Raw genomic sequence first — 22,898 nt, 5'->3', positions numbered from 1 at the left:
TCGACAGGGGAAGCAACGACGAATCCCTGCCGCAATGCAGCAGGGAGATGCTATTTCTTTTTAGGCCTGCGGCCGACAATCGCTAGTCCTATCTCTACGTTGATGGTTCTTCCGAACATGTCCACTTCGATGCGGGCGGTTCCTTTGCGGCGGTTGACCTCGGTGATCCAGCCTTCGCGATTGATCATGGGGCCTTCGGTTACCACCACCTTGTCACCTTCGTACACGGCCTTCGACAGGCTGATGGTGCGGTGCTTCTCGGTAGTGAAGGCGTTGATGAACGCCTTCTCGGACCGATCGAGGGGGATGAATGATTTCTCGCTGCCGAGCATGCGGGTGAACGTTGGGATCCTGACCAGACGGTCGTTCAGCTCGTCCACACGATTGGTGACGGCTATCACGTAGCCGGGGAACAGATTGCGCGTGAGGGTGCGGTACTGGCCGTGGAACTTGCGCTCCACCTGGTAGCGCGGCACGAAGCACTCTTTGAGAACGGGTCTGCCGTCCTTCGAGCGCTGCCCCGCCGCATGCAGGTTGATGAGCTCGCACGCCTTGTCCTCCTGCCCGGAAAGAACCTGAATCACATACCACATGGAGGGCCTCCTCGCTCAGGCGGACATAGCTTCGCCATTCGGGCCTCCGGCCCGCGGCATCGAGAGTATTCATTCCCCTGGTTCCGCTTGGCCCGCCGATGGCACCGCCTGCGCTTGCTCAGGATATGTTCGTCGCGGTTTCCCGCCGGGAGCCCAACGCCTTGCGCCTTGGGCTCCCGGCGGGAAACCGGGGTCGTGCTAGTTCTTCACCGGGACGTTCAGGGCGGCCTGCAGCACGCAGTCGCCCTCGCCCCCTTCGTCGAAGCGGAGGTAGGCCATCCGCTTGTGGCGGTTGATCTTGCGCACGCGGCCCTCGCAGCCGCGCAGCGGGCCCCGCTCCACCTGCAGGACGCCGCCCTCGATGCGGCCCTCGCTCGCACGCAGCACGTGCGCCTCGTCGAGGACCGACTCGAGCCACGCCTGCACGCTCGGCGAGAGCGGCGCGTAGGTGCGGCCCCTCCGGCCCACGAGCGGTGCCGGGAACGACAGCTGCCCGAGCGCCTTGGCAAGCGCGCGCACGTCGCGCGTGGAAACGAACACGTACTCGCTGAACATGGGGTGCACGACGATGCGCCAGGCGCCCTCGCGCTTCATGTACCGCTCGTACTTGGGAACGAAGCAGTCTTCCACGAGGTCGGAGCCGAGGAGCTGGCGGCACTTGCCCGCCACCGCGTCCTCGCGACCCTCGGGCACATGAATGGCGTACCAGCGCAGGTCGCCGTCGCGCGACGGCCCTTCGGACAGGAAACCCGTCGGCAAACCCTCGCGCTGCCGTGCCTCCGTTGCCATTACGCCCTCTCCTACGCTCGCTCGCATAATCGGATGCTGCGGCCGTCGGTGCACGTTGCTGCCGCACCGACGGCCGCAAGAACGTAGACTTTTTGGCGGAGATGCCCGATAATCTCATTCGAAAGAGAAACAGCAGATCGGATGGGCGCCCTTGCATGAGGGCGGGCAAGTTTTACGTGAGACAAAAAGTCTACGTTTTGGCAACGAAAACCATGCCGAGCGGGTTATTCAACACCCCGGTCGCCATAAACGCTAAGCAACTTCCCCCTCGGCGTCCCTCTTCAGCCACCGGTCGAACGTCCGGGGGCAAACACCGAGGTGCTCCGCCGCTTCCTTGCGCGTGATCTGGCCCGATAGGTATGCGGCCTTGATCGGCCGATAAGCGCTCGGCACCTCGATGGCCGGCCGGCCGAACCTCACGCCACGCGCCCGAGCCGCCGCGATCCCCTCCGCCTGGCGCTGCCGAATGTTCTCGCGCTCAAGTTGCGCAACATAGCTGAGCAGCTGCAGCACCACGTCGGCCAGGAACACGCCGGTGATGCCGTGCTGGTCGTTGCGCGTGTCGAGAAGCGGCATGTCGAGCACCACGACGAACGCCCGCTTCACCTTCGTGAGGATGCGCCACTGCTCGAGGATCTCGTCGTAGTTCCGCCCCAGCCGGTCGATGCTCTTCACCACCATTACGTCGCCGGGCCGAAGGCGCTTGACCAGCTTGCGGTACTCCGGCCGCTCGAAGTCCTTGCTACTCGCCTTGTCGGCGTAGATACGCTCTTCCGCCACGGGAAAGCCCGTGAGGGCGTCGATCTGCCGCCTGAGCTTCTGGTCCTTCGCCGACACGCGCGCATACCCGTACACGATTCCTTCTCGCTCCATCGCTCACCCCATCGTTCCCGTCAAAGCGAGCCCCCTCCGGGCCGCTTTGCCATCGGCCGCCAAAAGAGATGCCGGCAGGCGCACGGCCGGTCGGCATGGGGCAATTATCGCGAACGGAAGCCGTCCGGGCCGTTCCGAGGGCAGGGTCGGCAAGGGAATCCGCAGCGACAACATTGGAGAGTCGGGTGGTCAGGTTTCTAAAGGCGAGAGGGGCTGGGGGCGGGAACAGTTCGAGGAGCTCTCGATTAACCTCGGGTGTTTCCGAGTGCGCCGGATGGCTCTTTCTGCGCGCATAGTCTCGGCCGGCTGATATTGAGAAGGAGCGAACGATCGACGGGGAGTTCGAAGCGGGACCTAGCCATCGGAAAAGTTGGGAGCTCGCCTTTCTCGTTCTTCTTTATTAGGAAGCTTAAGAAGCGGCGAAGCCGCGCTACACTTTTATTGCGACTGGGCGCACCGCTTCGCGGGCGGCGCGGCCTACGCGCAGTTCTTCGTGTGGTGGTAGGTGGGGACGGCGGATTCCAGGATGTGGACGGCTTCCTCGTCCGATTTGCCGATGGCGGCTTCCAGCTCGCCGAGCTTGGCGGCCACCTCGTCGTAGCTGATCTCCTGGCCGGTGGATATCATGATGGACTTGTTGTCGGTGGGAAGCGTGCTCTCCTCGTCCATGAGCAGCTCCTCGTACATCTTCTCGCCGTCGCGCAGGCCCGTGAACGTGATCTTCACGTCCACGTCGGGCACGAGGCCCTGCAGCTGGATGAGACCCTTCGCCAGCTCGACGATCTTCACGGGCTCGCCCATGTCGAGAATGAATATCTCGCCGCCATGCGCCATGCCGCCTGCCTGGATGACCAGGCGCGATGCCTCGGGGATGGTCATGAAGAAGCGCTCGATCTCGGGGTGCGTGACCGTGACGGGGCCGCCGGCGGCAATCTGGCGCTGGAACACAGGGATGACGCTGCCGTTCGAGCCCAGCACGTTGCCGAAGCGCACGGCGGAGAACACGGTCTTGGACGTGCGCGCGTACAGCTGCATCACCATCTCGCCCATGCGCTTCGTGGCGCCCATGACGCTCGTGGGGTTCACGGCCTTGTCGGTGGAGATGAAGATGAAGCGCGCGGCGCCGAACGCGTCGGCCGCCTTCACCACGTTGAGCGTGCCGAACACGTTGTTGTGCAGCGCCTCGCGCGGGCACGCCTCCATGAGCGGCACGTGCTTATGCGCCGCGGCATGGAACACGGCGCCAGGACGGTACTTCGCGAACACCTCGGCCACGCGGGCCTCGTCGCACACGCTGCCGATCTCGATGACGATCTCGATGTCGTCGTACTCGGACAGCAGCTCGTTGCGCAGCATGTAGGCGTCGTTCTCGTAGATGTCGAAGATGACGATGCGCGCGGGCGCCACGCGGCACAGCTGCCGGCAGAGCTCGCTGCCGATGGAGCCGCCGCCGCCCGTGACCAGCACGCACTCGCCGGCGATGTATCCGGACACGGCGCGGGTGTTCAGGATGATCTCCTCGCGCCCCAGAAGGTCGGCCACGTCCACATCGCGCAGCCGCACGTCGCCTATCTCGTCGAGCGACAGCTCGCGAATGTTGGGCAGCGTGCGCAGCTTGCATTCGGTCTTCGTGCACTCGCCGTAGATGCGCTTGCGCTCCTCGAGCGAGGCCGAGGGAATGGCCACGACGATCTGCTCGATGTCGTAGCGGTCCACCAGCTCCACAATGTCGTCCGTGGTGCCGGCCACCTTCACGCCGTGAATGCGGCTGCCGCGCTTCGAAACGTCGTCGTCGGTGGCCACGATGGCCACGCCGGGCATGAGCGGATCCTTCGAGGCCATGCGGCCGATGGCGAGCGAGCCCGTCTCCCCCGCGCCCACGATGAGCGTGCGCGGCCGGTCACAGGCGCGCTGTGCCGACCCCAGCACGCGCTTCTTCTGACGCATGACGCGGAATACCAAGCGTATGCCCCCCATGAAGAATATGAGCAGAAAGCACGAGACGAAGAACACGCGTATGGGCAGGCGCACGTCGATGATCCATAGGAACACGGCGCCGATGAGCGTGGACAGCACCACCGCGAGCATGATCTGGATGGCCTCGTCGACGCTCGCGTACTCCCACAGGTTGTTGTAGAGGCGGAACAGGCCGAGCACCGCCACGTTGATGAGCGCCAGGATGCCCAGCATGAAGTAGATCTCGTTGTTTACGAAGACCTCGTCCTCGACGGCGGTGAGCAAGGATGCGAGCCAGTAGGCGGCGTACGTCGCAACGATGTCGAGCAGCAGCAGGACCGCTGTTCTTTTTGTGATATGAGCGTCCAAGCGCAGCCTCGTCCCCGAGTGGAAAAGCGAATTGATGCCATTTTGCCGACAAGCGCGGCAACCAAAAGGGTATTGTATACAAAGTAACGTAACCTTGCACGGACCAATGCTTTACAGGAGCCTGCTACATGAATAAAACAGCCGTTCCCGGCACAGCCATCGCAGCCCCCGGGGAACCGGAAACCCCCAGCGACCAGCCTGCACGCACAAGCAACATCGACGCCATCGTAGCCTATTTCGAGAGCGGCATCACGCCGGCCGGGGCAGCCGGCGAGCTGGGCATCGAGCTGGAGCACACCCTCGTGCACGACGACATGAGCCCCGTGCCGTACAGCGGGCCCTACGGCGTGGAATGGCTGCTGGGCCAGCTGGAAGCCGAGTTCCCCCGCACGACGCGCGACCCGGAGGGCGACCTCTTGGGCGTGGCGCGGCCCGGCGAGGCCGTGACCATCGAGCCGGCGGCGCAGGTTGAGCTCTCGGCGGGCCCGTTCGCGAGCCTCGAGGACGCGCGGGCGACGTTCGAGCGGTTCGAGCGCACGCTGGACGACGCGCTGGCGCCGCACGGCGAGCGCGCGCTCACGGTGGGCTACCACCCCTCCGCCAAGGCGCTCGACCTGGAGCTCATCCCCAAGCGGCGCTACAAGTTCATGAACCTGTACCTGGGCGAGAAGGGGCCGTTCGGGCCGCGCATGATGCGGGGCAGCGCGTCGACCCAGGTGTCGATAGACTACTGGTCGACGGCGGACTGCCTGCGGAAGCTGCGGCTGGCGTTCGCGCTCGTGCCGCTGTTCTCGCTCGTCTGCGACAACTCGCCGGTGTTCGAGGGCGCGCCGCGCGCCCACGAGCTGGTGCGGACCGAGATCTGGCGGTTCTGCGACCCCGACCGCTGCGGCCTGGTGCCCGGCGTGATGGACCCGGGTTTCGACCTGCGCCGCTATGCCGAGTACCTTTTGGACACGCCTGCTATCCTCATACCGTGCCGTAAGGAGCAGTGGTGCTACTCCGAGCGCACCTTCGGCGAGATATACGCCGAGCGCACCATGACGCGCGCCGAGGTGGAGCACGCCGTGTCCATGTTCTTCAACGACGTGCGTCTGAAGACCTATATCGAGATCAGGCCGGCCGACGCGATGCCCGTGCCCTACGTGGTGGCGTACGCGGCGCTGATCAAAGGGCTGTTCTACCATGCGGAGAACCTCGACGCGCTCGACGCGTTGTTCGAAGGCGTGAACGGCACGGCCGTGGAGGCGGCCAAGGATGCGCTTATGGCCAGGGGCTACGAGGCCGAGGCGTACGGTCGGCCCGTGGCCGAGCTGGTCGATAAGGTGATGACGCTGGCGCGGCGGGGCCTCGCGGCGGACGAGCAGGGCTTCCTCGAGCCGCTCGCGCAGCTGGCAGCGCAGCGCGTCACGCTGGCCGACCTGGCCGAGCGCAAGGGTTAAACCGGCGTCCGCATCTCGAAGCCGCAACAGCCGCAGCAGCGCGATGGAGGGACGACCTTCCAGCATGCGAGCGGAATACACGAGGAGAGGAGGCCCGACGTGGACAACACGGGCAAGATGGTGAAGGTGGCGTACAAGGGGTTCTTCGACGACGGCTCCGTGTTCATCGACCAGACGGAGCAGCCCATCGAGTTCCCCTGCCTGGACGGATGGATGCCGCCGGCGTTCATCGACACCGTGCGGGGCATGGCCGTGGGCGAGACGCGGCGGGTGCACGTGGGCGCGAACGAGGCCTACGAGGAGCGCACCGAAGAACGCGTGATGGAGGTGGAGCGCGCGAAGATACCCGCCTCGGTGAAGCTCGTGGTGGGCGAGATGGTGAACCTGGAGGACCCCACGGGCCAGACCTACCCAGCCAGGCTCGTGGAGCTCACGGACGAGAAGGCCGTGTTCGACCTGAACCACGAGGCCATTGCGAAGGCGCTCAACTTCGAGATGACGCTGCTAGATGTGGCCGAGCTTCCGAGCCGCTGAGGCTGCCTGCGCCGCATCTCCGAAAAGGAGTCACGGGGCGCGCCACGCTGTCATCACGGCCGGGGAGCAGGAAGCTCTACGGACTTATGGCAACTTGGAGAGGGTTTGCGTCCAGCGGAGGGGCCGCGTTCTGCAGTGGGGTAGACTGGGTCTACTTTGTTTCAAATCGAGAGGAGCTCGTTCATGAGCAACGAAGGCAAGAAGGTCAAGGTCCACTACACGGGCACGCTGGACGACGGCACGAAGTTCGACTCGTCGGTCGATCGCGGCGAGCCCATCGAGTTCACCTGCGCCGCCGGCCAGATGATCCCCGGCTTCGACGCAGCGGTGAAGGACATGGAGCAGGGCGAGACCAAGACCGTGCACATCCCTGCCGCCGAGGCGTACGGCGAGCGCCGTGAGGAAATGGTGCAGAAGGTGCCCGTGAGCCAGATTCCCAACGGCGACCAGCTTCCCGTGGGCCAGACCGTGTACATGCGCGGCCCGGCCGGCCAGTCGTTCCCCGTGTTCGTGGAGGCCATCGAGGACGGCATCGTCACGTTCGACATGAACCACGAGCTGGCGGGCAAGGACCTGAACTTCGAGATCACGCTGGTGGAGGTCGCCGGCTAACGCTGCCCTCCAACATGGCAACGACCACGGGAGGCGCCCGAGGGCGCCTCCCGTCATTCTGCAAGACGGCATGCTCCGCATCCGCAGGCGTCCTCTTCGCGGCCCTCCAAGTCGCAGCCGGCGCCAAACGTGCGGCCTCTCCGTCCTCCCTGCCCGCTTCGCAGCAGCACGCCCTCGAAAGCAGACGGGGACAACACGACCATGACCTCATCGGCCCCGTCTGCGACCACGACCGGCCGATCCATCCCCTGGATCAGCCGGCAGAGGGTCCGCACGCTCCCCGTGTGCGACAGCTGCAGGACGTCCATGCTACTCACCCCCTCTCCATGCGGCGCGCCAAATCGAGCATCTGCTCGAAGAAAGCGCAGTGGGCCCGGTGGTTCAGCACGGCGACGCGCTGGGCGAGGCGGCCGAGCGCCTCGCCGGTAAAGCGGTCGAGCGGCTGCAGGCCGCAAGCGGCCGCCAAGCCTCCGGAGGACGCCGTAATGCGAGCACCGGCCTCCTCGCCTGCCGGATCGGACCCGCCCGTCAACCGCGCAGCCTTCTCGCGGGCGGTGCGCGCACGAACCATGTCGTACTCGAATCCGTAGAACGTGAGTTCCCAGAACGCGCTTGCGAGCACGCGGTAGCGCTCACGGCAGCACCAATCCCCGCCGAGCCACACCTTGCATCCGAGCGTTTCCTCCCAGGGGGCGAGCGCGTAGCAGCGCTCGCCCCAGTCGTCCACGTCGCCCGCGCCGCCCTTCTCGTCCGCCGCGCGCACCGCAAGGGACCGCAGGCGCTTGTCGACTTTCCTCGCCTGGGCATACGTCGTCGCGGGCATTTGGGCGACGCGGACGAGGCGCTCGGCTGCTGCCACATCGAGCAACGGGACGAGCGCGGCGTGGAGCCGCCATGTCAGCGTGCCGCCTCGGGCATCGAGCACGTACGACTCCCGCGGGGCCAGCACCCAGCCTCTCGTCGGCCCGCGCCGCACCTCGAGGGAGGCCATGGCATCGAGCGAGCCATCGAGCCGCTGCGCCATCGCATTGCGACGAGCCTTGTCAGCGTAGGCATGGACTTCGGCGAAATCCTCAATGATCACGCGCCGCAGAAGGGGCCGGTCGCATGCGCCGAGCACCTCCTGGAGGCTGGGCAGGTCGCGTGGACGCAGGTGCTCACGCTCCCACAGGCTCCCGCCGCTCATGGCAGCCTCCCCTCGCTACGGCGCGGCCCAGCATTGCCCTCGAAACATGCAGTCACGGCAACATGCGGCCCCGCTTTCGAGGGATGGTCATCATGGCGGGCTTTCGCGGCCGCCTTCGCGCACCCTGCCGTAGACGCGCATGCGAACATGGCAAGACACCTCGCTTCCCTTCGGTTCCTGGGCTGGGAGGATCTTGCAAGCGTGGTACGGGCGGCGCGGAACACCGCCGCCATCTATGGGCTGCGCCCGCCTTCTGCCGTGGCGGACGAAACAGCGCTTGCACTGGCTCCTTCGTTTCGCTAGCAGTATAGCACATTTTTACGAACATTTGTTTTAAATGCTAGGAACTTTGCGAACGGGAGCGATGGCGCATCCTGACGCGTGCATACACGGCTGCACCCGCAAGCACAAGGACGACGATGCCGGCCAGCACGACTCCTGCGGCTCGCCAATCCCCGTCGGCGGCCAACGACGAGGCCAGCACCGACGCCGCGATGGACGGCACGCGGCCGACCGAAGTGATGAGAAGGATGCACAGGGGCTTCACGCGGGCAAGCGCGGCCGCGTACGTCATGAGGTCCTTAGGCAGTCCGGGCACGAGGAAGTACACGAACAGGATGAGCTCGAAGCGCGGCGAGGCCGCGAAGCGCTCCAGGTCGTCCAGCCGCTTGCGCGAGAGGAAGAGCGCGAGGGCCCGGTCGCCCACGAGGCGTACGAGCACGATGATGGCTACGGCGCCCACGAGGCTGCCCGCGAAGCAGACGAGCGCGCCCTTCCAGAAGCCGAAGGCGTACCCGGCGGCCAGCTCGAGCGGCTCGGCCGGCAGCACGGCCGATAGCTGCTGCACCGCCACAAGCCCCGCCAGGGCCACCGGGGCCAGCGGCCCGAGGCGCGCGGCCTGCTCCTGCACCCGGCGCCCGTCGGTGAGCAGCGCGAGCACGTCGCGCCCGTACACGAGCAGCCACCAGGCGATGGACGCCGCCGCCAGCGCGATCACGGCGATTACGACAACGCGCCCTATGCGCCGTCGTCCCGCGTCCTTGGGAGTGTTCTTTTCCATGGGGCAGATTGTGCGCCCCGGGAAAGCGCGAAAGGTCGCCGCCCGTCAACGGACGGAAAACGATTCCGCACGCAGCCCTTGCCGTTCCTACCAGGACAGCACTTCGTACCCGTCCTCGGTCACGGCCACCTGGACCTCCCACTGGGCCGTGTCGGAACCATCGGCCGTGCGCACGGTCCAGCCGTTCGGATCGCCCATGTCGATATCGGGTCCGCCGGCGTTCACCATGGGCTCGATGGTGAACACGAGTCCCGGAACCAGCACCATGCCCGTACCTGCCTCGGCCACATGGCTCACGAACGGATCCTCATGGAAATCGAGGCCGATACCGTGGCCGCCGAACTCGCGCACCACCGAGAAGCCGCACGACTGCGCATGAGCGTTCACGGCTGCGCCCACGTCGCCCAGGAAGCCCCACGGCCTCACGGCGTCCAGGCCCGCCTCCAGCGCCTTCTTCGTCTCTTCCACCAGGCGCCGACGGTCCTTGGACACCTCGCCTAGGCAGAACATGCGCGATGAGTCGGAGTAGTATCCGTCCAGTATGGTCGAGCAGTCCACGTTCACGATGTCGCCCTCGCGCAGCACGACGTCGTCGGAGGGGATACCGTGGCAGACCTCGTCGTTCACGGACGTGCAGACGCTCTTCGGATACCCCTCGAAGCCCAGATCGGCCGGGATGCCGCCATGCTCAACCGTGTAGTCGTGCACCCAACGGTCGATCTCGCCCGTCGTGGTGCCCACGTCGATACGCTCGGCCACGTAGTCGAGCACGCCGACGTTGATGGCCGCGCTGCGCTTGATGCCCTCGAGGTCGTCCGCCGACTTCAGCAGCTCGCGCCCAGGCAGCTCGCACCCCTGCTCGTACAGCTGCTCGAGACGTTCGTCGAAGGCCAGGTGGCATTTCTTGTACTTGCGCCCGCTGCCGCACCAGCATACGTCGTTGCGACCGGGCTGCTCCACTCCGTCATACATGCGGTTTCCTTTCGCTCGCGGGCTATTGTACCGCGCAACGCCGCGAGCGGCAGCGGGCGGAAGGAAAGTCCCGACAATTCGACCGCCTGGATCGTGTATAGAGGGTAGGCGTCCATCCGCCCGATGGCGCGCCGAAAGGCCGAACGGAAAGGACGCCCCATGCCGAACCAGCGTCGCCCGACCACCATCGCCCGGTGCGCGGCGATAGCTCTCGCCTGCGCAGCCATCGCCGGATGCGCCGCCCCTGCGCAAAGGCCCGTCGACGAGAGCGTTCCATTCGCAGCCGATGCATTCGGCAAAGAAGCGCGCGACCAGGAGCCCGATGCTGGAGAAGGCCTCCCCGCATCAGGGGACGCCTGCGACGGAGGACCGGCGGCGGCGCCCTCTCCCAACTCCGCCCCAGTCTGCTCGGCCTACGATCTTGAAGCTATCCTCTTGCTCAACCCGGCCCGGATCCCTGCCACGCTGGAGGGACTCGGGTTCGAATACGAGACGGGAGCCCCCACAGGCGCCTGGGAAAGCATTTCCGCCGAAACGCCGTGCTCGCCCGCGGGCTCCAGGACGCGCCTTTTCTTCGCCGTCGGAGGGGGCGAGACATCACCCGAGCTCATGCTGGAGGGAAGGCGCCCGCAGGCCGTGGGCATGGGCATCATGGCACCGCTCGCCGGCGAGGATGAGGCGGAGGCCGTATGCGCATCGCTGTTGGAGGCGGCCGGCCTCGGAGACGAGCTTTCCCGCACCGTGGAAGAGAATCACCGCTTCGACCGGCGCACCGTCACCCGCATCGGGAGCTGCCCGGCAGGGAGCGCCGGCGTCTTGTGGCGCATGAGCGTGTCGAGCCAGCAATTGCAAGGGGAATCGGCCGCGTACAGCTTCACCTCCTACACGCTCACCGTCTACACGCGCGAGGGCGTGCTGGCCTCCTAGGACCAGAGCCTGCTGGAAGCCATCGGCATCTTCGACAAAATGGACACTTCACCGAGCTGACAGGCCGTAGAAAAGGAATCCTCGTCTGCGCCGATGCCGAAAAATCGCTAGGATGGGCAGCTCGGCAACCTGCAGCCCTACGCGAACTGCTTCTTGGCGCAGCCGATGCCCAGGGCGCCGGGGCCCACGTGACAGGCGATGCTCAGGGGGAGGCGGTCGACGTAGACGTCGTCCGTGCCGAAGTGGGCGCGCACCTCGTCGGCGAACGCCTGGGCGTCCTCGTCGCGGTTCGTGTGCGCCACGTAGAGGTGCACGCCGCCCGCGCCGCCGAAGCGATCCTGCACGTCGCGCGAGAGCGCCTTGACCATGGTGCGCTTCGCGGCCTTGGAAGACTTGGCAACCGAGAAGGCGTCGAGCTTCTCGCCTTGGATCTGCAGCACCGGCTTGATCTTGAGCACGGAGCCGATGGCCGCGGCAGCCGGCGTGATACGCCCGCTCTTCTGCAGGTAGGCCATCGTATCCACCATGAGGTAGATGCTGGCGTCGAGCTTCGTGCGCTCCAGCAGCGCGCACGTCTCGGCCGCCGTGCGACCTTCGCCGATCCAACGCAGCGCGTCGAGCACCGCCTCGCGCTGCGTGACCGAGATGCGCTGGTTGTCCACCACGTGCACGCGCCCGTTGCAGTGCCGGGCCACCTGGCACGCCGTCTCGCACGAGCCGGACAGGCCGCTGGACATGGGGATGTAGATGACTTCGTCATACGCTTCGAGCAGCTCGGCCCAGCGCTTGCCCAGATCGACGATGGACGGTTGCGACGTGACGATGTCCGCGCCTGCGGTCTGGCGCGCATAGAAGCGCTCGGCGTCCAGGTTCACGCCTTCGAAGCACTCCTCCCCGTCCACGACGAAGGGCATGGGTACCACGTGCACGCCCAGCTGCTCGGCTTCTTCCTGCATGATGCCGCTGTTCGTGTCCGTCGCGACTGCGATGCTCTTTTCCACCTGTTGCCCTCCCAGACAGCAGGCGACGGGATTCCCCCGCCGCCCGATGCAGACGGCCCCGAATCCCGTCCTTCTTGCTTACCCTACCATTATGGCCGATCGGCTAGCCGCGCACCTCGGCACCGGTGGCCGTGCACACCTTCTTCACCAAGCGCTCATGAGCCTTGTCCACCTCGTCGCTCGTGAGCGTGCGGTCGGCCGCGCGGTACGTGAGCGCGTAGGCCATCGACTTCCTGCCCGCGCCCAAACGCTCCTCATCGCGGTACACATCGAACAGGCGCGCGTCCTCCAGCAGCTTGCCGCCCGCCGAGGTCATGCACTGCACGAGCTTCTCGTGCGCGACGCTCTCGTCCACGACGAACGCCACATCCATGGACACGGCAGGGAACGTGGGCACGTCGCGGTAGTCGCGCGCGGGGCGCGACGCCTTCGCGAGCGCCTCCACGTCCAGCTCGAACGCCACCACCGGCGCGTCCGCCTCGAAGGCTTCCACGGCCAGCGGGTGCAGCTCGCCCACCCAACCGAGTTCGGCTCCGCCCGACAGCACCGCGGCGGCCCGCCCGGGCTGCAGGTGCGGGGCCTCCTCGGCGGAAAGCGGCTTGAAGCGCAGCTTCGGCAGCGCCAGCTCGCGCGCCAGGCTCTCGACGACGCCCTTGCCGTCGAAGAAGTCGAACGGGGCCGGCGCGGCGTTCCAGCCCGTATCGCCCATGGCCCCCGCCAGCACGCCCGCCAGGCGTCGGCGCTCCTTGGGCTGCTTGCGCCCCTCGGCCGCGAAGAACACGGCGCCCGCCTCGTAAAGCTGGACGTTCTTCACGCCGCGGCTCTGGTTGTAGGCCACGCTGCGCAGAAGGCCCGGCACGATGCTCTGGCGCATGACGGACTGGTCGGCGTTCAGGGGGTTGATGAGCTCGACCGGCTCGCCCAGGCCCTCGTGCGGCATGCGCAGGCGGTCGAGGTCGCCCGGCTCGGCGAACGAGTAGGTCATCGTCTCGTTGAGGCCGCTCGCGCGCATGACGGCGTTCACCGTGTCCATGACGTGCTCCATCTGCGAGCGCGTGCCCACGCGGCCGGGGCCGCCAGGCAGCGTGGCAGGGATGCGGTCCATGCCCCACAGGCGCAGCACCTCCTCGTACAGGTCGATCTCGCGCTCGAGGTCCGGGCGGAACGTGGGCGCCGTCACGGCCAGAACGTCGGCATTGCCCGCCGGATCGTCGGCCACCGCGCAGCCGAGACGGCGCAGGATGTCCTCGATGTCGGCGCGCGGGATGTCAGCCCCCATCATGGCGCAGAAGCGCGGGATGCGGAAGCGCAAATCGGGCGCCGTCGAGGGCGCCGGCCACTCGTCCACGATGCCCTCGCCGTTGCGGACGGCGGCGCTCACCGAGCCCCCGGCCACCTCCACCATGAGCGCGGCGGCCGCGGCCGAACGCTCCTCGATGCCGTGGTCGTCCACGCCGCGCTCGTAGCGCATGGAACTCTCGCTGAACAGGCCCAGGTTGCGGCTCGTGCGGCTCGTGCGGCCCGGCTCGAACGTGGCGGCCTCCAGCAGGATGTCCACCGTCCCGTCCGTGACCTCGGTGTCCAGGCCGCCCATGACGCCCGCGAGCGCCACGGCACCGAGCTCCGGCGTGGAGATGACCGTCATATCGGACGTGAGCGCGCGATCCTCGCCGTCGAGCGTAGTCAGGCGCTCGCCTTCGGCGGCCGCGCGCACCACGATATGCGCCACGCCGTCCGCATTCTTGAGCTTGTCCAGGTCGAAGGCGTGCAGCGGCTGGCCGAACAGGAACAGGATATAGTTCGTCACGTCCACGATGTTGTTGATGGAGCGCTGGCCGATAGCCGCCAGGCGCTCGACCATCCAGTCGGGGCTCGGCCCGACCTTGACCCCGCGGATGACGCGCGCGGTGTAACGCGGGCAGCGCACCGCGTCCTCGATGGTGATCCTCACCGTCTCGTCGACGGGCGCCGAGGAGGCGTCCAGCACGAGCTTGCCCGCCATGCGCCCGAGCGGGCTCTCGTAGTCGGTGCGGTACATGGCGCCCACCTCGCGCGCCATGCCCACCATGGAAAGGCAGTCGGGACGGTTCGGCGTGATCTCCAGGTCGAGCACCGTGTCGGAGAGCTGCGCGAAATCGGCGATGGGCATGCCTACGGGCGCGTCCTCGGGCAGGATCCAGATGCCCGCATGATCGCCGCCCATCCCCAGCTCGCGCTGCGAGCAGCACATGCCGCAGCTGGGAACGCCGCGCAGCTTCGATTTCTTGATCTTGAGGTCGCCCGGCAGCACCGCGCCCACGGTGGCCACCGGCACCTTGATGCCCGCCGCGATGTTCGGCGCGCCGCACACGATCTGCACGGGTTCGCCTGCGCCCACGTCAACCGTCACGACGTGCAGGTGGTCGCTGTCCGGGTGCAGCTCGCAGGTGAGCACGTGCCCCACGACCACCCCGTCGAGCGCCGCGCCGGTCCTCTCCACCGCCTCCACGCCCGTGCCCGTCAGATCGAGCCGATCGCAGAACGCCTTCGTGTCCGAAGGCACGTCCACATATTCGCTCAGCCACTTCAAAGATACTTTCATATCGTTCTTCCTATCGTCTATGCGCGTCGCGCATACTATTCCGAACCACTCCCGCCCCTCGCGCCTCCCAAGAAAGCAAAACGCGCAGGTCAACCCCTCTCACCATGCCCACGCCTGCCTGACCCCCTTCGGCCCGAGTCCGAACACCGGTCATCAGGCGAGCCGCAACAACGTCAACCATGTGAAGGCGACGGCGGGGCGGCGCCCACCAAGCGAGTTCCGCAGCGCAGCGAGGACTGTTCGAGCGACTGGGCGCCGCCCCGCCGTCGCCGCCAGAAACCCTAGAACTGCCGAAGGAAGCGCATGTCGCCTTCCACCAGCATGCGCAGATCCGGCACGTTGTACTTCAGGCAGGCGATGCGCTCCACCCCCATGCCGAAGGCGAAGCCGGAGTACTTCTCGGGGTCGATGCCGGACATGGACAGCACGTTCGGATCCACCATGCCGCAGCCGAGGATCTCCAGCCAGCCGGTGCCCTTACAGAAGCGGCAGCCTTCGCCGTGGCAGATACCGCAGCTCACGTCCACCTCGGCCGACGGTTCCGTGAACGGGAAGTAGTGGGCGCGGAACCGCGTCCTGCGCTCTTCGCCGAACAGCTGCTTGCACAGGTAGTCGAGCGTGCCCTTGAGGTCGCCGAACGTGATGCCCTCGTCCACCACCAAGCCCTCGATCTGCGTGAACTGGGGCAGGTGGGACGGGTCGGCCACATCGCGACGGTACACCTTGCCGGGCGCGATGACGAAGATGGGCAGCTCGTTGTCCTCCATCGCGTGCACCTGCACGCCCGAGGTCTGCGTGCGCAGCAGCACGTCGGACTCACCGCGCACGGCGGCCTCGTCGCCGGAGCGGTCCACCACGTAGAACGTGTCGGCCAGGCTGCGGCTGGGATGGTCGGCCGGGGCGTTGAGCGCCTCGAAGTTGTAGTAGTCGGTCTCCACCTCGGGGCCCTCGGCCACCGTGTAGCCCAGACCGAGGAATATCTCGGAGATCTCGTCGGTGATGCGGTTGATGAGGTGGCGCGTGCCCATCTGCTGGGCGCGGCCCGGCAGCGTCACGTCCACGGCCGCCGCGTCGATGGCCGCGGCCAGCTCGGCGGCATCGAGGGCCGCCTTGCGTGCGGCCAGCGCCTCCTCCACCGCCTCGCGCACCTCGTTCACCGTCTTGCCGACGGCCGCGCGCTCCTCTTTCGGCACCTGTCCCATGCTGCGCAGATAGCCCGTCAGCGTGCCGGCCTTGCCGAGCACGCCGATGCGCACCTGCTCGAGCGCGGCGGTGTCGGCCGCCTCCGCGATGCGGGCGAGCGTCTGCTCGCGCAGCGCCGCCACTTCGTCCACGATACCCATGTCCTCGTGCTTCCTTTCCGTCTCTCCCCGCGCCCGCCGCAGCCGGCGCAATGAAAAAGAGCCTTCTCTCGTCCTTGTCGTGTGGGGCACGGCCCCGGTCCAAGGACGAGAGAAGGCTCTCGCGGTACCACCTCGGTTGGCGTGCCTTCGCTGCACACCCGCCCGCCCTACGGCGACACGGGGTGCGGCTTAAAGCCGCCCGCTCTTGCGCTCGGTAACGGGAGCACCCGTCGCGTCCTACTGCACGTCTTGCCGCCCCGCTGCCGCCGGGCCGCATCCGCATTCAAACGCGCTGCTCGGAAGGGAATCGCCGCACTGGCCGCCCGGGTGCTCTCAGCCGGTGGCACCCGTCTCTGATGGCAACCGCGCCGCACGGCGCTGTCTTCGTCATCGCATGTAACGTTGCAGTTTAGCACAAACGAGACAGGGGGACGGGGATAATGTCGTCAAATCCGAGGTATCGGATTTGACGACATTATCCCCGTCCTGCGTCATCCTGCTGCGTCATCCCCGGAGACGATGTCGCATTCTCGGCAATCTCGCAGAACCCTGGCGTCGGGGAGCATGGCGTCGCCCCCCCCCTAACACGACATCGTCTCCGTGCGAAATCATCCCCGGGCTTTTGCCACGCCCCTACAGGAAGCGGTAGCTCACGGTGCGCAGGCCCCAGTCGTTGCACGACGAGAAGCCGAACGCCTTCCACACGCCGGGCTGCAGGTCGAGGGAGCGGCTGCCGCCGCCCATGTAGCCGCAGTCGTTCACGGTGGCGAGCACCGTCATGCCGCCGTAGGAGATCTCGACGGTGCGCCCGTAGTACTGCCAGTACCGTGGCCACGCCATCGGCACGGCCACGCCCATGGACCAGTCGTCGCAGACGGCGCCCGTGGCCGTGGTGCCGGGATTGGGCGTGTAGGGGTCGGTGGAACCGCCGTACGCCGAGGCGACTCCCGTGGACCAGCCGACGCCGGGATCGGGCGCGGGTTCCGGCGCCGGATCGGACCCCGAGCCGCCGTCGGGTGCCGGAGAGGGCGACGGGTCGGGCGCGACGTCCGTCATCTGGTCGCCCGGGCGCGACGTGTTCGTGTTCGACTCGTCGACGGCCACCGGCTCGGTAGGCGCGGAGCCCTGGGCCTCCGCCTCCTCGATCTTGCGCTGCAGCTCCTCCAACATGGAGGAGTATTCGCTCTGCGCCCCCTGCAGCCTCGTCGAGGCGTCGGACACCGTCTGCTCGGCCTGAACCTTCTTCTCCTCGAGCTCGGCCAGCTTCCCTTCCTGCTCGTCCTTCTGCGCGTTCAGATCTTCCATGAGCGCGTCGAAGCGGGCCGAGCGCTCCTTCTGCGCCTCGACCTCATCCACCTGGTACTGCACCACACTCGAGAGGTAGACCAGGTTGCGCACGAGCTCGTCGAAGCTCTGCGCCTCCAGCAGCAGCATGACGAGCGACTGGGCCGAGCCCCCGCGGTACTCGTAGACCGCCGCCTTGGCCAGGGCTGCGCGCCCGTCGATGACCTCCTGCTGGGCCTCCAGAGCCTGGGCCGTAGTCTCGTCGATGCGCTTCTGCAGCTCGGCGACCTCCTGGACGAGCGCCTCGTGGTCGGCGGCGATGCCCTGCCGGCTCGACTCGGCGCCGTCGAGCGCGCTCTGGGCCTCCTCCACGGAGCGCTCGGCCTCGGCCACGGCGGCCTCGTCAACCTCGTCGGCCCCAGCCGCCCGCGGCGCGAAGGGAACGAGCCCGCAGGCCAGAAGCGCCGCCAGCAGGCAGCCCAGCACTGCGCGTGCGGCAAACGGAGTAACGGGGCGCCGGCGCTGCGGACCGGCGGGTTCGGCGGACGGGACGTTCGTGGCCGGGTACGCGTTCGGGTTCATAAGAAGTCCTTAGGCTGCGAGCAGCCGGTCGTGCGCTTCGTCGAGCGCGGCGATCAGGTTAAGGATGAGCGGCTCGTTGTCGGTGAAGTACGCGTCATCGTAGTCGGCATCCGACATGACGGCCACCAGGTAGTCGCCTGCGACGGACTCGACGATGCCGGCGTCGTTGAGCGCGCCCATGTCGTACAGGGGCGTGTCGATCTCGTAGCCGGCCTTCGAGAGCACCTGATGGTCGGATCCGAGCACCTCGCGGATGAACGAGGTGCCGGTCTGCGCGAACAGCCCTTCGCAGAAGGAGGCCAAGCCGCCCCCGCCCCCGAGGTACCCGCCCACGCCAAGCCAGAGCTTCGCCAAGTCGCGCGGCGTGTAGGAGGGGTACCACTCGCCACCCCAGGCCGCAGCGTCCACGCCGGCCGCCGCCGTCCACGCCTCGAAGCCTTCGCCGTAGCGGTTGCGGAGCAGCGCGTAACCGGTGTTGTCGGAGTAGACGATGGTGTCCGTGAGCACCGTGGCCAGGTCGTAGGTGCTCTGGCCGTCGGAGGCCATGATGCCCGTGCCCTCCATGACCGTGTCCTCGAAGACCACGTCGTCGAGCGCCGCCCTTCCCTCGTCGACCAGGGCCTGGGCCACGTACGTGACGAACGGTGCCTTGATGGTGCTCGCCGAGGAGAAGGCCGCATCGGCGTTGCAGCCAAGGCCGCGCTGGGAGGCGAAATCGTATACGACGAAGCCGGCGTCGCAACCAGCGCTGCGGAACGCTTCGAGCGCCGTAGCCACGTCGGGGACCTCGGACGGGTCGACGGGACGCTGGGCCCCCGAGGCGTCGAAGAGGTTGACGTCGGCCGTGCCAGATGCCGCGTCGAGCACCGTCGGCTCCACGTCGCTCGCCGCGGGTGCCGATGCCGTCGCCGTGTCGGGCGGCATGACCGCTTCGTCCGCCACGGCGACAGGGATATCCGGAGCGGCGTCGGCCGCACCCAGCGACACGGCCGGCTCCTCGGGGCGCTCGGCGGCAGCCCCCGCCCCGATCGCCACGCCGAAGAAGGCCACGACGCCCACGAGCGCAAGCGCGGCCGCCTTCGACCACGTCGGCAGGTGCCTTATCCGTCGGCGCAGCCGCCGTATGCCCGAACCCTTCCCCATGGTTTCGCCGTTTCGCTTCCTTCCTGCCGCAACCCTGCGCCGTGCTTCTAACGCGCCGCGCTTTCCGGGGCGGCTGTTCTGCCCTTTTCCCCACCGAGTATTCCGTAACAGCCGGGCAACGACAAGACGACGCAACCGAACAACACAACAGCGCCACGGTCTGTTCGCATGGTCCCCCCGCGGGGGAAAGGGGATTGAACGCTTGTTATCACCAGCGCTTTCGTTCCTCGGGGACGGTGTTTTCCGAGAGCGAGCGCCCCTCTTGGCCGACGCCTGCACCGCCCTGCCATGGGCGACGGCGACGGCTCCGTGGTAGTATGGGCGGGACAATGCCCCTCCCCGACCGGAAAGACGTCACGTGAGACCCGCTCCCACCCGCATACGCCTCGCGACCGCCGACGACGCGGACGCCATCCTCGCCGTGTACGCGCCCTTCCTGGACACACCCGTCACGTTCGAGGAAGAGGCGCCCTCGGCCGAAGCGTTCCGCAAGCGGGTCGCAGGCGTGCTCGCCGGCTACCCGTACCTTGTGTCCGAACAGGACGGACGCGTGGTGGGCTTTGCCTATGCGCACGCCCAGGCCGAGCGGGCGGCCTACGCCTGGAACGCCGAGCTGTCGGTGTACCTGGCCCACGGCGCCCAAGGCGCCGGGCAGGGAAGCGCGCTTTACGGAGCCCTGATCGAGCTCGTGCGCCTGCAGGGCATGAAATGCGCCTACGCGCGCGTCACGTTGCCGAACGCGGCCAGCGAGCGCCTGCACGAGGCGTTCGGCTTCCAGCTCATGGGCATCCAGCGCAACGCCGGCTACACCTGCGGCGCCTGGCGCGACGTGGCATGGCTCTTCCTGCCCCTGGCGGCCTTCGACCCCGCACCGGAGGCGCCCGTCCCCTTCCCCGCCCTGCTGTGCCGCGACGCTGCCGTCGTGGACGACGTGCTGGCCCGCGCGAACGCCGCGGCCGCGCAGCGTCAGCGCGCTTAGGAAACCGCCATGCAGCCCCAGCGCCTGTTCGAGATCGTCTACCTGCTGATGGACCGCGGCACCTCCACCACGGCGGAGCTGGCGGCCAAGCTGGAAGTGTCCGAACGCACGGTGCGTCGCGACGTGGACGCGCTGTCGGCGGCGGGCGTGCCCGTGTACATGACGCGCGGCAAGGGCGGCGGCGTGCACCTCATGGACGGCTACGTGCTGGACCGCTCGGTGCTGAGCGAGCGCGAGCAGAGCGACATCATGGCGGCGCTCTCGGCGCTCAACCGCACCGGCGCGGCAGACGAGGCGAGCGACGAGACGGCTGCGCGCCTCGGACGGCTGTTCCAGCGCGAGAACGTCGACTGGCTCGACATGGACTTCTCGTTCTGGGGCGCGCCGCCGAACTACCGCGCCGCGTTCGATGCCATCCGCAGCGCCACCATCGGCCGGCACCCGCTGTCTTTTGCGTACTTCGACGCCGCCGGCAACCGCACCGAGCGCACGGTGGAGCCCGCGCAGCTCGTGTTCAAGGAATCGTCGTGGTACCTGCGCGCCTGGTGCCGCGAACGCGAGGCATGGCGCACGTTCAAGCTGTTCCGCATCGATTGGGAGACGATCAGCGTCACGCCCGACACGTTCGAGGCGCGCCCGATGCCCGCGTTCGACGAGGGCGGCCACATGAGGGGAAGCGACCGGCTGGTCATGCGCTTCGCCCCCGAAGCGGAAGCACGGGTGCGCGAGGAGTTCGCTCCGGAGACGATCGAGCGCGAGGCAGACGGCAGCTGGCTGGTGACGCTCGTCTGCGACATCGGGGAGCGCACGCGCTACTACCTGCTGTCATTCGGCGAGCTGCTCGAAGTGCTCGAACCCGCTGATGTGCGCGCCTGGCTGCGCGAGCAGGCGCAAGCCGTTGCGCGGCGCTACGCCGAGGACGAGCCCGACGCCGATCCCGGTGCCGGTGCCTAACAACTCTCGCGCAGCTCGGCAAGTCGCGCAAGGGCCGCAGCAGCATGCCTGCTTCCCGCTGCGGGATACAACGCAGAAGCAGCTTCTACGCCGCGCTCAAGGTCGTCCAAAGCTTCGTCGAGCTCCCGTTCGACCGCTCGCGCCGAAAGCCCCCAAGACATCGCTTCGCCCACCACCTGTTGGCGAGCGACCCGATCGAACCTTATACGCCCATGCACGCGCATGCCCAGCGTCAGCACCTGCGGCGTGATCTCGCGCGCGGGAACCACGTCGTACAGTGGGCTGAGCGACACGGCTCCCGTAGCATCGTGCAACAGGGAGTAGTTCTTCGCATGGGCGTCGGTGTTTCCCAGCACGAGATTCACCGTCAACTGGCGAAGGAGAACCAGCATCTGACCGTGCGGATCCAGCGCATATGTCGCCAGCAAGGAGGCCAAACCTTGAAACGTTGGATCGCTTTTCTGCGGGGCGCGCTCGGCCGCGTACTTCTGCTCGGGCCCCAATCCCAGCGCTTGCGCCCCGTCTTCCTGATGAATGCGGACGATCTTGCCGTCGACGCGTTCCCGGTCGTAGCGCCGCACCATCAGGACCGGCGTACCGTCGCTTGCATAGTACAGCGCCGACTCGGCCGTCGCCGTCGCGCAACGAGCGGCAGCCATCGCCCACGCCTCGCCCTCGCATAAGCCTTCAAGACGGTCGCGCGGTTGGGGCTTGAGGATGTGCGTCGTCGGAGCGCCCCGCAAAGGAAGTGCTACTTCCAGGCGCTCGATCCGACCGTCGACAACCTCGGGGTCTTCAGATGCAACGACGCAGAGCTTTTCTTGGTACCCGCCCAACGACACGCGCATGGTCGAGGCACTGTCGAACGGATGGGTGGGCAATGCGGCGAGCCGTCGCGCAAGCTCTTCCTCTCCGAGACGCTTGCAGGCCGTATCGTCGTCACGCGCAATCTCGGCGCCAACCGGAAGAACGCGAACGGCACCCGCGCATTCCCATCCAACTTCGCGCAAAAGGTCGACGTACGATTCCGAATGCAGGCCGAAGAAGCGGCTCACTTCGCCCAAGCGCGCCGCTTCGGGCAGAAGGCCGGAGAACCACCTTCGCGTCGTTTCCCGATCAAACGGTTCGTCCTGCACGGGCAACGCGGTTGAAAGCAACGCTTCGCCGGCGTGAGAAGCGGCGAACGAGGGCTCGTACCTGAACCTCGCACCGTCCCTTACCGGTTCGAGCCGGCCGACGATCTTGTCGCCAACGTACACGAGCAGATTGTCACCGCGCATGGCCGTCATCCTCTCGCTCCTCTACATCCTTCGCAAGCACCACCTTCGTACGCGCGGTTTTCGGAACCACCACGAGGTTCAGTCCCAAAAAACCGATCGCCTTGAACATCGTGGTCGAAGAGACTGACTTGCCGTTCTCGAGCGCAGACAGCGTTGCATGGGAAACGCCTATCATCTCGGCGTATTGGTCTTGGCTGATGCCGCGCTCCTTGCGCCGCTTCTTCAAAAACGCACCGAGCTGCTTAGGGGAATACACGTTGCTCCACTCCATCGCCGCGCTCCTTTGTCAATAATATTTGATAAATCGAGTATAGCACCGTATGTCAAATATTATTGACGATTTATAGTATGGATCGAATATCTAAAATATTTGACAACTCGTATCCTCTACGATTTCCAAACTTTCCCGCATAACCGGACACGCCCTGTCCGGTTATG

At 66.9% G+C, this 22,898-nt stretch carries 21 protein-coding genes; 6 read left to right on the top strand and 15 right to left on the bottom strand.

All coding sequences use genetic code 11. From position 1 onward, the window contains the following. Positions 1 to 50 precede the first annotated feature (50 nt). The 4 genes from loaP to K9U15_RS04550 form a co-directional block, all read right to left on the bottom strand. Complete coding sequence (gene loaP / locus K9U15_RS04565) at positions 51 to 593, bottom strand: antiterminator LoaP (protein ID WP_114569479.1); 543 nt, start codon at positions 591 to 593, stop codon at positions 51 to 53. A gap of 198 nt (positions 594 to 791) precedes the next feature. Then, positions 792 to 1,382 (bottom strand): transcription termination/antitermination NusG family protein, encoded by a 591-nt coding sequence (locus K9U15_RS04560; RefSeq protein WP_157780543.1) that lies wholly within the window; start codon positions 1,380 to 1,382, stop codon positions 792 to 794. Positions 1,383 to 1,634: 252 nt separating this feature from the next. Then, positions 1,635 to 2,255 (bottom strand): recombinase family protein, encoded by a 621-nt coding sequence (locus tag K9U15_RS04555; protein ID WP_301155665.1) that lies wholly within the window; start codon positions 2,253 to 2,255, stop codon positions 1,635 to 1,637. 477 nt (positions 2,256 to 2,732) lie between these two features. Next, a complete protein-coding gene (locus K9U15_RS04550; protein ID WP_096227139.1) occupies positions 2,733 to 4,580 on the bottom strand; it encodes a nucleoside-diphosphate sugar epimerase/dehydratase in 1,848 nt (615 codons plus the stop codon). 128 nt (positions 4,581 to 4,708) lie between these two features. Between K9U15_RS04550 and K9U15_RS04545 the strand changes: the two genes are divergently transcribed. From K9U15_RS04545 to K9U15_RS04535, 3 genes are all read left to right on the top strand, one after another. Then, positions 4,709 to 6,022: a glutamate-cysteine ligase family protein gene (locus K9U15_RS04545; protein WP_301155664.1), complete on the top strand. Its 1,314-nt coding sequence runs from the start codon at positions 4,709 to 4,711 to the stop codon at positions 6,020 to 6,022. Positions 6,023 to 6,121: 99 nt separating this feature from the next. Then, positions 6,122 to 6,556: an FKBP-type peptidyl-prolyl cis-trans isomerase gene (locus K9U15_RS04540; protein WP_123674376.1), complete on the top strand. Its 435-nt coding sequence runs from the start codon at positions 6,122 to 6,124 to the stop codon at positions 6,554 to 6,556. A gap of 183 nt (positions 6,557 to 6,739) precedes the next feature. Then, the gene (locus tag K9U15_RS04535) at positions 6,740 to 7,168 is read left to right on the top strand and encodes a peptidylprolyl isomerase (protein ID WP_015538641.1); all 429 of its coding nucleotides are present in this window, start codon (positions 6,740 to 6,742) and stop codon (positions 7,166 to 7,168) included. A gap of 53 nt (positions 7,169 to 7,221) precedes the next feature. On the opposite strand, the gene K9U15_RS04530 is transcribed toward K9U15_RS04535, so the two are convergent. The 4 genes from K9U15_RS04530 to map all read right to left on the bottom strand — a co-directional run bounded on the left by K9U15_RS04530 (position 7,222) and on the right by map (position 10,386). After that, complete coding sequence (locus K9U15_RS04530; RefSeq protein ID WP_148077414.1) at positions 7,222 to 7,476, bottom strand: hypothetical protein; 255 nt, start codon at positions 7,474 to 7,476, stop codon at positions 7,222 to 7,224. Between the two features lie 5 nt (positions 7,477 to 7,481). Further along, positions 7,482 to 8,354, bottom strand: a complete 873-nt coding sequence (locus K9U15_RS04525; protein ID WP_278806715.1) for a hypothetical protein — start codon at positions 8,352 to 8,354, stop codon at positions 7,482 to 7,484. A 340-nt stretch (positions 8,355 to 8,694) separates the two neighbouring features. Then, positions 8,695 to 9,414, bottom strand: coding sequence for a TVP38/TMEM64 family protein (locus tag K9U15_RS04520; protein WP_301155663.1), 720 nt, complete (start codon positions 9,412 to 9,414; stop codon positions 8,695 to 8,697). Positions 9,415 to 9,501: 87 nt separating this feature from the next. Then, a complete protein-coding gene (gene map / locus K9U15_RS04515) occupies positions 9,502 to 10,386 on the bottom strand; it encodes a type I methionyl aminopeptidase (RefSeq protein ID WP_301155662.1) in 885 nt (294 codons plus the stop codon). A gap of 159 nt (positions 10,387 to 10,545) precedes the next feature. On the opposite strand from map, the gene K9U15_RS04510 reads away from it, so the two are divergent. Continuing rightward, positions 10,546 to 11,313 (top strand): hypothetical protein, encoded by a 768-nt coding sequence (locus K9U15_RS04510; RefSeq protein ID WP_301155661.1) that lies wholly within the window; start codon positions 10,546 to 10,548, stop codon positions 11,311 to 11,313. Positions 11,314 to 11,450: 137 nt separating this feature from the next. Here K9U15_RS04510 and K9U15_RS04505 read toward each other — a convergent pair whose 3' ends face one another. The 5 genes from K9U15_RS04505 to K9U15_RS04485 form a co-directional block, all read right to left on the bottom strand. Further along, positions 11,451 to 12,314: a DegV family protein gene (locus K9U15_RS04505; protein WP_278806721.1), complete on the bottom strand. Its 864-nt coding sequence runs from the start codon at positions 12,312 to 12,314 to the stop codon at positions 11,451 to 11,453. Positions 12,315 to 12,417: 103 nt separating this feature from the next. Beyond that, entirely contained in the window at positions 12,418 to 14,895 is a 2,478-nt protein-coding gene (gene pheT / locus K9U15_RS04500; RefSeq protein ID WP_301155660.1) for a phenylalanine--tRNA ligase subunit beta, read from the bottom strand. A gap of 281 nt (positions 14,896 to 15,176) precedes the next feature. Further along, on the bottom strand, positions 15,177 to 16,238 hold the full coding sequence (gene pheS / locus K9U15_RS04495; RefSeq protein WP_096227147.1) for a phenylalanine--tRNA ligase subunit alpha: 1,062 nt from the start codon (positions 16,236 to 16,238) through the stop codon (positions 15,177 to 15,179). Positions 16,239 to 16,871: 633 nt separating this feature from the next. Continuing rightward, positions 16,872 to 18,104, bottom strand: coding sequence for a hypothetical protein (locus K9U15_RS04490; RefSeq protein ID WP_096227148.1), 1,233 nt, complete (start codon positions 18,102 to 18,104; stop codon positions 16,872 to 16,874). A 9-nt stretch (positions 18,105 to 18,113) separates the two neighbouring features. Continuing rightward, the gene (locus K9U15_RS04485; protein WP_096227149.1) at positions 18,114 to 19,247 is read right to left on the bottom strand and encodes a serine hydrolase; all 1,134 of its coding nucleotides are present in this window, start codon (positions 19,245 to 19,247) and stop codon (positions 18,114 to 18,116) included. Positions 19,248 to 19,605: 358 nt separating this feature from the next. Here K9U15_RS04485 and K9U15_RS04480 point away from each other — a divergent pair, with 358 nt between their 5' ends. Beyond that, complete coding sequence (locus K9U15_RS04480; protein WP_197702172.1) at positions 19,606 to 20,226, top strand: GNAT family N-acetyltransferase; 621 nt, start codon at positions 19,606 to 19,608, stop codon at positions 20,224 to 20,226. 9 nt (positions 20,227 to 20,235) lie between these two features. After that, positions 20,236 to 21,180 (top strand): YafY family protein, encoded by a 945-nt coding sequence (locus K9U15_RS04475; RefSeq protein ID WP_301155659.1) that lies wholly within the window; start codon positions 20,236 to 20,238, stop codon positions 21,178 to 21,180. Here K9U15_RS04475 and K9U15_RS04470 read toward each other — a convergent pair. Then, a complete protein-coding gene (locus tag K9U15_RS04470) occupies positions 21,177 to 22,469 on the bottom strand; it encodes a HipA domain-containing protein (protein ID WP_123674560.1) in 1,293 nt (430 codons plus the stop codon). The two genes, K9U15_RS04475 and K9U15_RS04470, sit on opposite strands and share 4 nt — an antisense overlap. Next, entirely contained in the window at positions 22,450 to 22,731 is a 282-nt protein-coding gene (locus K9U15_RS04465; RefSeq protein WP_087191572.1) for a helix-turn-helix domain-containing protein, read from the bottom strand. The genes K9U15_RS04470 and K9U15_RS04465 overlap by 20 nt, the downstream gene beginning before the upstream one ends. Positions 22,732 to 22,898 lie beyond the last annotated feature (167 nt).

The sequence above is a fragment of the Gordonibacter sp. RACS_AR68 genome, assembly GCF_030418485.1.
Taxonomy (GTDB): domain Bacteria; phylum Actinomycetota; class Coriobacteriia; order Coriobacteriales; family Eggerthellaceae; genus Gordonibacter; species Gordonibacter urolithinfaciens.
The sequence above is the reverse complement of the archived record's forward strand: the minus strand, read 5'-3'. Positions and strand labels throughout refer to the sequence as shown.